The sequence below is a fragment of the uncultured Megamonas sp. genome (genome assembly GCF_958438645.1).
In the GTDB taxonomy this organism is placed as follows: Bacteria; Bacillota; Negativicutes; order Selenomonadales; family Selenomonadaceae; genus Megamonas.
In genome coordinates, this window is record NZ_CAUBSM010000017.1 from 17,765 (window position 1) to 27,703 (window position 9,939).

The following is a 9,939-nucleotide window of genomic DNA, read 5'->3' on the forward strand; positions in this document are numbered from 1 at the left end:
TGTGTAAATTAAAATTAGCGGAAGGTTTGTATTAGCCTACCGCTAATCTTTTAGTTGAATAAAATTAATGAGGTGGAAGGGCATTGTTAGATAAGTTACAGGCAGTTGAAGATAAGTATTTAGAATTGGAATCTTTGATTAGTGATCCAGATGTCATAGCAGATATGCCAAAATGGCAAAAGTACAATCAGGAACATGCAGCACTTACAGAACTTGTGGATAAATTTCGTGAATATAAAAAAATATGTGAAACAGTTGATGAAGATAAAGCTATGTTTGATGAAGATATAGATGATGATATGAGACATATGCTTGAAGATGAAGTGAAAGAATTATCTGCACGTAAAGAAGTATTAGAAGGCGAATTTCCTATTTTATTATTGCCAAAAGATCCAAATGATAGCAAAAATGTCATTATGGAAATCCGTGGTGGTGTAGGTGGCGAAGAGGCTGCTCTTTTTGCTGGTGATTTATTTAGAATGTATTCTCGTTATGCAGAAATGCAGGGCTGGAAAGTTGAAATGTTAGATGCTAATCCTACAGAACTTGGCGGATTTAAAGAAGTGTCTTTCTGTATCAATGGCTATGGTGCTTATAGTAAATTAAAATATGAAAGTGGTACTCATCGTGTACAGCGTGTACCACAGACTGAGTCTTCTGGACGTGTGCATACTTCAGCTGTTACAGTAGCAGTCTTGCCAGAAGTAGAAGATGTAGAAGTAGATATTAAACCGAATGAATTACGCATCGATACATATTGTGCTAGTGGTGCTGGCGGTCAGTATGTAAACAGAACAGAAACTGCTGTACGTATTACCCATATTCCAACTGGTATTGTAGTACAGTGTCAAGATGAAAAATCTCAGCTTAAAAATAAAGAAAAAGCGATGAGAGTGCTTCGTGCTAAAGTACAAGAACAAGCTCAACAAGCACAAAATAATGAAATCGCAGCAGATAGAAAATCTCAAGTAGGTTCAGGTGATAGAAGTGAACGTATCCGCACATATAATTTCCCTCAAGGTCGTGTGACTGATCATCGCATTGGACTTACACTTCATAAATTAGATTTTGTTTTAAATGGTGAAATTGATGAAATCATCAATGCACTTATAACTGCTGATCAAACAGAAAGATTAAAACAGGTAAAATAATATGGAAAAATCAAGAGATGTATGGACTATAAGTTCTTTGTTAAATTGGACAATTAATTATTTTAAATCAAAGGGTATAGAGTCTGCTCGTCTTGATGCTGAAGTGCTTCTGTCTCATGTTTTGGGACAGAAGCGAATTTATTTGTATGTGCATTTTGATGAGCCTATGGAAGCAAAAGAATTGGCAAAATTTCGTGAATATGTAGCCAAAAGAGCTCGCCATATACCTGTAGCTTATATTTTAGGTCAAAGAGAATTTATGGGATTTGATTTTAAAGTTACAAAAGACACTTTAATACCTAGACCTGATACTGAAATTTTAGTGGAAAATACTATAGCTAAAGTAAATGAAAATTTTGGTGATAAACAAAGTTATGATATTGTAGATATTGGCACAGGTAGTGGAGCAATTATTTTATCTTTGCTCAAAAATTTGCCTAAAGCAAAAGGTTTTACAGTGGATATTTCTGCGAATGCTGTAGCTGTAGCTAAAGAAAATGCTCAGAATTTGCAAGTAGATGATAGATGTGAATTTTTTGTAGGCGATTTATTTGAGCCAGTAAAAGATAAAGTTTTTGATGTGATTGTATCAAATCCGCCATATATTCCGCAAAAAGATATAGCGACTTTAGAAATTGATGTTAAAGATTATGAGCCATTATCAGCACTTACTGATAATAAAGATGGATTAAGTTTTTATCAAAGATTATTTGCTCAAGGTATGCAGTATTTAAAAGATGGCGGTTTTATGGCAGTGGAAATAGGCATTTATCAAGCTGAACCTGTGAAACAGATGGCAATAAATAACGGTTGGCAAAATATAGAAATTATCAAAGATTATGCAGGCATTGACAGGGTGGTATTGGCATGGAAACAGAGTTGATAAAAATAAATTCAATAGATGATGAAGCTTTAAAAAGAGCTGGGCAATGTATAAAAGATGGTGGTTTAGTAGCATTCCCTACAGAAACAGTGTATGGATTAGGCGGAGATGGTTTAAATGAAGTGGCAGCTAAAAATATATATTTAGCTAAAGGAAGACCATCAGATAATCCTTTAATTTTGCATATTAATGATCAAAAGATGCTAAGTCGCATTGTAAGCGAAGTAACACCTATGGCAAAAAAAATAATGACGGCTTTTTGTCCAGGCCCGATTACAATTATTTTACCTAAAAGCGATATTGTGCCTAATGCAGTGACTGGTGGTCTTGATACTATAGCAGTGCGTATGCCAGATAATGATATAGCCAGAGCTTTGATTAAATATGCTGATACACCGATTGCAGCACCGAGTGCCAATATTTCAGGTAGACCAAGTCCAACAACAGCCAAAGCTGTTTATAATGATTTACAAAGTAGAATAGATATGGTGTTAGACGGTGGGGCTTGCCAGTTTGGCGTAGAATCTACTATTGTGGATTGTACAGAAGATGTACCTATCATTTTGCGACCAGGGGCAATTACTAAAGAAATGTTAGAAGAAATTTTCCCTGTAGTAAAAATAGATAAAGCTATTGTAGGAGCTAATGTAGTACCTAAAGCTCCTGGTATGAAATATAAACATTATGCACCAAAAGTAGATATGGTATTAATTGAAGGTGATAAAGATAAAATGTCATCATCAATAAAAGAAATATTTCATAAATATGAAATAAAAGGTAAAAAAGTGGGTTTACTTGTAAGTGATGAAGTAGCAAATAAATTAAATTATAAGAATACTTTTGCCTATGGTAGTCAAAATGATTTAGCCAAAATTGCTAGTGAGATTTATGAAGGTTTACGTTATTTTGATGATAAAGATGTAGATATTATTTTAGCAGAGGGGACAACAGATAAAGGCTTGGGACTAGCTATTATGAATAGGTTACATAAAGCTAGTGGATTTAATAGTATTTATATTTAATTCTTTGATTAACCTTAGTATTATGATAAAATAATCATAGTAAAAAATATTGAGCTTTATCTGTTAAAGCTATAAGGAGGGAAAGACTGAATATAGTCGAAATTATGAAACTAATCATTGGTAGTGACCACGGTGCTGTGGATTTAAAAGAAGAAGTTAAAAGAGTTTTAAAAGAAGAATTTGCTGATGTACAAGTAGAAGATGTAGGAACTTTTGGCACAGAATCTGTAGATTATCCAGATATTGCTGAAAAAGTTTGTACCCCAGTAGCTAAAGGTGAAGCTGATAGAGGTATTGTACTTTGTGGTACGGGTATTGGTATTTCTATTGCTGCAAACAAAATAAAAGGTATTAGAGCTGCTCTTTGTCATGAAACATATACAGCTAGAATGTCTCGTGAACATAATAATGCTAATGTTTTAGCTATGGGCGGACGTACAACTGGTTTTGAAATTGCAGATGAAATCGTACGCACATGGATGAGCACAGAATTTGCTGGCGGTCGTCATGAACGTCGTGTAAACAAAATTATGGCTTTAGAAGCAAAACAATAAGAACTGTTAATTATTGTTGATAATTAAAAACCCTTTAGGTGGAGGAATAATAATATGAATTTATTAGAAAACTTAGATGTTATTGACCCAGAAATACAAGAAGCCATCAATAAAGAACTTTCCCGTCAACGTAATAAATTAGAAATGATTGCTTCTGAAAATATTGTAAGTAAAGCTGTTATGCAAGCTCAAGGTAGTGTGCTTACAAATAAATATGCAGAAGGATATCCAGGAAAACGTTATTATGGCGGTTGCGAATATGTTGATGTTGTAGAACAATTAGCAATTGACCGTGCTAAAGAATTATTTGGTGCTGAATATGCAAATGTACAGCCACATTCTGGAGCACAAGCAAATACAGCAGTATATTTTGCTTTATTACAACCTGGTGATACTATTTTAGGTATGAATCTTACAGACGGTGGACATTTAACTCATGGTAGCCCAGTAAATATTTCTGGTAAATATTTTAAAATTATTCCTTATGGTGTAGATAAAGAAACAGAACGTATAGATTATGATGAATTAGAAAGACTTGCCAAAGAACATAAACCTAAATTAATTGTCGGTGGTGCTAGTGCTTATTCTAGAATTATCGATTTTGAACGCATGGCACAGATTGCAAAATCTGTAGGAGCTTATCTCATGATCGATATGGCTCATATTGCAGGTTTAGTAGCAGCAGGACTTCATCCAAGTCCAGTACCATATGCTGATGTAGTAACAACAACTACACATAAAACACTTAGAGGACCTCGTGGTGGTTTAATTCTCTGTCGTGATGCAGAATTTGGTAAACAATTCAATAAAGCTATTTTCCCTGGTATTCAAGGTGGCCCATTGATGCACGTTATAGCTGGTAAGGCAGTAGCATTTAAAGAAGCTTTAAGTGATGAATTTAAAGTTTATCAGCAACAAGTTTTGGATAATGCAAAAGCATTAGCTGATGAATTAACAAAACAAGGATTTAGAATTGTTTCTGGTGGCACAGATAATCATTTGATGCTTGTTGATTTACGTTCTAAAAATATTACAGGTAAAGAAGCTCAATTTTTATTAGATGAAATCGGTATCACTGCAAATAGAAATACTATTCCATTTGAACCATTGAGTCCATTTGTAACAAGTGGTATTCGTTTAGGAACACCTGCTCTTACAACTAGAGGGTTAAAAGAAGAAGATATTCGTGAAGTAGCAGATATCATTGCAAATGTTATTGAACATCGTGATGATAAAAATGTTATCGAAGAAGCAAAAGCGAAAGTTCAAGCAATTTGTAAGAAATTTCCATTATATGAAGAATAAGAAAAATAAGAGGATATTATGTCAGATTTAAAAGTAAATATTATAAAACATCCGTTAATTCAGCATAAATTGACATTAATGCGTAAAAAAGAAACAGGTGCAAAGGATTTTCGTCAATTATTAGATGAAATTTCTATGTTAATGGCTTATGAAGTAACAAGAGATTTCCCAACAAAAGATATAGAAATAGAAACTCCTGTGGCAAAATGTGTAGCAAAAACATTAGCCGGTAAAAAAGTAGCAGTAGTTCCTATTTTACGTGCAGGTCTTGGTATGGTTAATGGCATTATTAATTTGATACCAGCTGCTAAAATAGGTCATATTGGTCTATATCGTGATGAAGAGACTTTAGAACCAGTTGAGTATTTTTGCAAAATGCCAAAAGATATTGATGAACGCTTATTATTGGTAGTGGATCCTATGCTTGCGACTGGTGGTTCTGCAATAGAAGCTGTAGAGATGTTGAAAAAACGTGGAGCAAAATCCATGATTTTTATGTGCTTATTATCTGCTCCAGAAGGTATAAAAGCATTTAATGAAAGACATCCAGATATTCCAATTTACACAGCTTGTGTAGATGATCATTTAAATGAACATGGATATATTGTTCCAGGTATTGGTGATGCTGGTGATAGAATTTTTGGTACTATTTAAGAGGTTTTTATAAATGATAAAACAAGTTCGTCCTGATTGGACAACATATTTTTTAGATATTGCCACAGCTGTAGGCAAGCGTTCAACATGTTTAAGACGCAAATATGGTGCGATCATCGTAAAAGATAAAATCATTATTTCCACTGGTTATAATGGAGCACCAAGAGGCGAAGTAAATTGTATAGATACTGGCAATTGCGAACGTGAAAAATATAATGTTCCGAAAGGACAACGTTATGAGCTTTGTGTTGCAGTTCATGCTGAACAAAATGCAGTTATTGCAGCTGATCCTGTAAAGATGAAGGGAGCAACTATTTATATAGTAGGTTATAATGCTGATGGTACATTAGCATCTGGTAAACCTTGCTTACTTTGTCGTAGAATGTTAAAAAATGCTATGATTGCAAAAGTTGTATATTTAGAAACAGACGGTTCCGTTATCGAAGTAGCTCCTAATGAAATACAGTGATAAATAGGAAAATTAGGCTTGATTATTTATTGACAAGTAATTTATTAGTGCGTTATAATCTGTGTTAATGGAAAAGGAGTGCGAATGTAATGCCTAGTTATTTTTTAGCATTTATTACAGCGTTGATAGCTGTATATGCCCTAACACCGTTAGTTATAAAATTTGCAGTAAAAACTGGAGCCATGGATAAACCAGATCCAAGAAAAGTCCATAAAAAACCTATTCCTCGTTTAGGAGGACTTGCAATATATTTAGCTTTTATGATAGCGGTATGTAGCATGCTTGACTTTAGTAGAGAATTAGTAGGTTTATTATTAGGTGGTACTTTTATTGTAATTGTGGGTATAATAGATGACTTTATCAGTCTTCCTGCAAAGGTAAAATTATTGGGACAAATTTTAGCCGCTTGTATTTTAGTGGCATTTGATATTAGAATTGACTTTATTACAGATCCGTTTGGTGATTTTATTTTCTTAGAGTATTTAGCTATTCCTGTTACTATTTTTTGGGTGGTAGGGATTACTAATACTGTTAATTTGATTGATGGTTTAGATGGTTTAGCAGCTGGTGTATCAACAATTGCTACTATTACTATACTTTTAGTAGCATTACAAAGTGGTGATTTATCAGTAGTATTTTTAACAGCAGCTTTAGCAGGTGCTTCGTTTGGATTTTTACATTATAATTTCAATCCAGCAAGAATTTTCATGGGAGATACAGGCAGTATGTTCTTAGGATATATGTTTGCTGCTATCTCTATTATAGGTGCTGTAAAAAGTGCTGCTACGATAGCACTTATCGTACCAATATTAGCTTTAGGACTACCAATATTAGATACTACTTTTGCGATTGTACGTCGTTATCGTGGAGGAGTTCCAATATTTAAGCCAGATAAAGGACATTTACATCATCGTTTATTGGCAATGGGCTTTTCCCAAAGACAGGCTGTACTATTAATGTATGTTTTCAGTGCATTCTTAGGTTTAGCGGCGATTGCCTTAACTGAAGTAAGTACTAGTGTAGCTGTTATGATTGTTATATTTGTAGCTGTAATAATCCTATTTGGTGCTAAAAAAATAGGTATTTTCAGTATGAAAAATAATGCAGGAACACATTAGTTATTAAAGAAAAGGCAGGGATAACCTGCCTTTTTTGTATATATGAGGTATGAATATGAAAAAAATTAAAGTAATGACAGTTTTTGGTACACGACCAGAAGCAATAAAAATGGCACCTGTGGTGTTAGAATTAAAAAAATATCCAGATTTAATTACACCGATAGTTGCTGTAACGGCTCAACATCGTGATATGTTAGACCAGGTATTAAATTTATTTAATATTAAGCCTGATTATGATTTAAATATCATGGCACAGGGACAAACTTTATTTGATATCACAACAAAGGCTATGAATGGTTTGAATGGTGTATTAACTAAAGAAAAACCAGATATAGTATTAGTTCATGGAGATACAACAACTACATTTGCAGGTGCTTTAGCTGCGTATTATCATGAAACAGCAGTAGGTCATGTGGAAGCTGGTTTACGAACATATAATAAATATTCTCCATTTCCAGAAGAAATGAATCGTAAATTAACAGGTGCAATAGCAGATCTTCATTTTGCTCCAACAGATACAGCTAGTGGCAATTTGAAAGCTGAAGGAACAGATGAAGAAAAGATTTTCGTAACAGGAAATACAGTTATCGATGCATTGCATAAGACTGTAAAAGATGATTTTAAATTTGATGATGAAAAATTAGCAAATATAGATTATGAACATAAACGCATTATTTTGGTAACTACTCATCGTCGTGAAAATTTAGGTGAACCAATGCGTCATGTATATAAAGCATTGAAGGATATCGTAAATGAATTTGATGATGTAGAAATTGTGTTCCCAGTGCATAAAAATCCAAAAGTTCGTGAAGTTGTTAATGAAGAATTAGGAAATGTAGATGGTGTTCATTTAATTGATCCACTTGATTATGAACCATTTGCTAATTTAATGCATAGAGCATTTTTAGTTTTGACTGATTCTGGCGGAATACAAGAAGAAGCTCCATCTTTAGGAAAACCAGTATTAGTTCTTCGTGATACTACAGAAAGACCAGAAGCTGTTAAAGCTGGTACTGTGAAATTAATCGGTACAGAACGTCAAAGAGTTTATGAAGAAACAAAATATTTATTAACAGATCATGATGAATATGAACGTATGGCAAATACATGTAATCCATATGGTGATGGTAAAGCTTCTAAACGAATTATCGAAGCTATTTTATATCACTATGGTTTATCTGATAAAAAACCAGATAGTTTTATTGCCAGTAAATAATATCGAGTAAATAATATACAGATGCCAAAACTTATTTATTGAGTTTTGGCATTTTTATTATAGAAGGAGTTGTAAAATGAAGGTATCAGTAGTAAAATCTGATAGTTATGAAACAAAAGTAGTGGATAAAGCTATAAATGATGCTGTAAATTTGATTGGTGGTTGGCAAAATTTTATACAAAAGGGCGATAAAGTTTTAATAAAACCCAATATGTTGACGAATGTAACTCCGGAAAAAGCAGTGACAACACATCCAGAAGTAATTCGAGCAGTGATAAAAGCAGTAAAGAAGATAGGAGCTTTTCCATCTGTAGGTGATTCTCCAGGAATAAGTAATTTAAAGTCTACAGCTCAAAAAACAGGGATATTAAAAGTCTGTGAGGAAGAAAAAACACCTTTTGTTTATTTTACTCAAAGTAAATCATATAGTTATATAGAAGGAAGATTTATAAAACAATTTGAATTAGTGGATTGCTTGTCAGATTTTGATAAAATTATTTCTGTGGCCAAAATGAAAACTCATGTTTTTATGGGTGTAACAGGAGCTGTCAAAAATCTTTTTGGCTGTATAGTAGGCACGGATAAAGCTAGATTTCATTTAAGAATGCAAAAACATATAGATTTTGCTCATGTAATGGTGGATTTATATCAAACCATAAAACCGACTTTGAATATAATTGATGGTATAACTGCAATGGAAGGACAAGGCCCAATGAGTGGGGATATCGTAAATCCTAAAATTATCATTGCAAGCAGTGATGGATTTGCTGCTGATTTAATTATGGCGGATAAAATGGGTTTTGATGCAGAAGCAATGCCTATTGCTGCAGCTGGTATTGAACAAAAAAGAATAATTCGCTTAAAGAATATTGAGGTAATTGGTGATGGTAAAGATGAACAATTTCATTTTGTTAAACCTCATACATATAAATCAATGCAAGATACGTATGTACCGAAGTTTATTTTAAAATTAGGTCAAAATCAATTGACTTCAAAACCTGCCATTAATGAAAATTGTATTGGCTGTGGAAGATGTAGTCATCATTGTCCACCTAATGCAATATCAATAATAAATAAAAAAGCTATAATTGATTATCAAAAATGTATTAGATGTTATTGTTGTCAAGAATTATGCCCTCATCAAGCTGTAGATTTAAAAGATGGTTTATTATTGTTATTATTAAAGTATTTAGGTATATATAAATAATTAATTAAATAAATATGGAAAATGATAGTAACTTATAAAATTTACTATCATTTTGCTTTTAAAATCCTTATTATATAGGGATTTATTAACTTTTTGGCAAAAAAAATAAAAAAACTTAAAAAAGTTGTTGACAAAACTAATAAAAGTAATATATAATAATCAACGTTGCTGATGAGCAACAAACAAAATAAAGAGTTTTGAAAACAGCAAAACAAACAAAATAAAAAAGTTTGAAAAAAAGTTGTTGACAAAACAAAAAACATAAGATATAATGTTAAAAGTCAGCTCGAGAGAGTTGAAAAAACAGAAATGTTCTTTGAAAACTAAACAATGCACAATATGTTTTCTAACATAAACGAA

At 32.7% G+C, this 9,939-nt stretch carries 10 protein-coding genes; all 10 read left to right on the forward strand.

The window, feature by feature from the left end; all coding sequences use genetic code 11:
• Nucleotides 1-83: 83 nt before the first annotated feature.
• The 10 genes from prfA to Q5I67_RS09850 all read left to right on the forward strand — a co-directional run bounded on the left by prfA (nucleotide 84) and on the right by Q5I67_RS09850 (nucleotide 9,579).
• On the forward strand, nucleotides 84-1,151 hold the full coding sequence (prfA, locus tag Q5I67_RS09805) for a peptide chain release factor 1 (RefSeq protein WP_296896391.1): 1,068 nt from the start codon (nucleotides 84-86) through the stop codon (nucleotides 1,149-1,151).
• Between the two features lies 1 nt (nucleotide 1,152).
• Nucleotides 1,153-2,034 (forward strand): peptide chain release factor N(5)-glutamine methyltransferase, encoded by an 882-nt coding sequence (prmC, locus tag Q5I67_RS09810; RefSeq protein ID WP_302487204.1) that lies wholly within the window; start codon nucleotides 1,153-1,155, stop codon nucleotides 2,032-2,034.
• On the forward strand, nucleotides 2,019-3,056 hold the full coding sequence (locus tag Q5I67_RS09815) for an L-threonylcarbamoyladenylate synthase (RefSeq protein ID WP_296899842.1): 1,038 nt from the start codon (nucleotides 2,019-2,021) through the stop codon (nucleotides 3,054-3,056). Before prmC ends, Q5I67_RS09815 begins: the two co-directional genes overlap by 16 nt.
• Nucleotides 3,057-3,160: 104 nt before the next feature.
• Nucleotides 3,161-3,610 carry a ribose 5-phosphate isomerase B gene (gene rpiB / locus Q5I67_RS09820; RefSeq protein ID WP_296899843.1) on the forward strand — a complete coding sequence of 150 codons (450 nt, stop codon included), beginning with the start codon at nucleotides 3,161-3,163 and terminating at the stop codon, nucleotides 3,608-3,610.
• A gap of 54 nt (nucleotides 3,611-3,664) precedes the next feature.
• Nucleotides 3,665-4,915, forward strand: coding sequence for a serine hydroxymethyltransferase (gene glyA / locus Q5I67_RS09825; RefSeq protein ID WP_296899845.1), 1,251 nt, complete (start codon nucleotides 3,665-3,667; stop codon nucleotides 4,913-4,915).
• An 18-nt stretch (nucleotides 4,916-4,933) separates the two neighbouring features.
• On the forward strand, nucleotides 4,934-5,569 hold the full coding sequence (upp, locus tag Q5I67_RS09830; protein WP_302487205.1) for a uracil phosphoribosyltransferase: 636 nt from the start codon (nucleotides 4,934-4,936) through the stop codon (nucleotides 5,567-5,569).
• A 13-nt stretch (nucleotides 5,570-5,582) separates the two neighbouring features.
• Entirely contained in the window at nucleotides 5,583-6,038 is a 456-nt protein-coding gene (locus Q5I67_RS09835; RefSeq protein ID WP_296899849.1) for a dCMP deaminase family protein, read from the forward strand.
• An 89-nt stretch (nucleotides 6,039-6,127) separates the two neighbouring features.
• Nucleotides 6,128-7,156: a glycosyltransferase family 4 protein gene (locus Q5I67_RS09840; RefSeq protein WP_296899852.1), complete on the forward strand. Its 1,029-nt coding sequence runs from the start codon at nucleotides 6,128-6,130 to the stop codon at nucleotides 7,154-7,156.
• Between the two features lie 55 nt (nucleotides 7,157-7,211).
• Nucleotides 7,212-8,372, forward strand: coding sequence for a non-hydrolyzing UDP-N-acetylglucosamine 2-epimerase (wecB, locus tag Q5I67_RS09845; protein ID WP_296899757.1), 1,161 nt, complete (start codon nucleotides 7,212-7,214; stop codon nucleotides 8,370-8,372).
• Between the two features lie 76 nt (nucleotides 8,373-8,448).
• Nucleotides 8,449-9,579 (forward strand): DUF362 domain-containing protein, encoded by a 1,131-nt coding sequence (locus tag Q5I67_RS09850; protein WP_302487206.1) that lies wholly within the window; start codon nucleotides 8,449-8,451, stop codon nucleotides 9,577-9,579.
• Nucleotides 9,580-9,939 lie beyond the last annotated feature (360 nt).

What these genes read in the sequence shown, in the direction of transcription:
- wecB (WP_296899757.1), top strand. Translation starts at nt 7,212, where the DNA reads ATGAAAAAAATTAAAGTAATGACAGTTTTTGGTACACGACCAGAAGCA.
- Q5I67_RS09840 (WP_296899852.1), top strand. Translation starts at nt 6,128, where the DNA reads ATGCCTAGTTATTTTTTAGCATTTATTACAGCGTTGATAGCTGTATAT.
- Q5I67_RS09850 (WP_302487206.1), top strand. Translation starts at nt 8,449, where the DNA reads ATGAAGGTATCAGTAGTAAAATCTGATAGTTATGAAACAAAAGTAGTG.
- prmC (WP_302487204.1), top strand. Translation starts at nt 1,153, where the DNA reads ATGGAAAAATCAAGAGATGTATGGACTATAAGTTCTTTGTTAAATTGG.
- rpiB (WP_296899843.1), top strand. Translation starts at nt 3,161, where the DNA reads ATGAAACTAATCATTGGTAGTGACCACGGTGCTGTGGATTTAAAAGAA.
- Q5I67_RS09815 (WP_296899842.1), top strand. Translation starts at nt 2,019, where the DNA reads ATGGAAACAGAGTTGATAAAAATAAATTCAATAGATGATGAAGCTTTA.
- upp (WP_302487205.1), top strand. Translation starts at nt 4,934, where the DNA reads ATGTCAGATTTAAAAGTAAATATTATAAAACATCCGTTAATTCAGCAT.
- glyA (WP_296899845.1), top strand. Translation starts at nt 3,665, where the DNA reads ATGAATTTATTAGAAAACTTAGATGTTATTGACCCAGAAATACAAGAA.
- Q5I67_RS09835 (WP_296899849.1), top strand. Translation starts at nt 5,583, where the DNA reads ATGATAAAACAAGTTCGTCCTGATTGGACAACATATTTTTTAGATATT.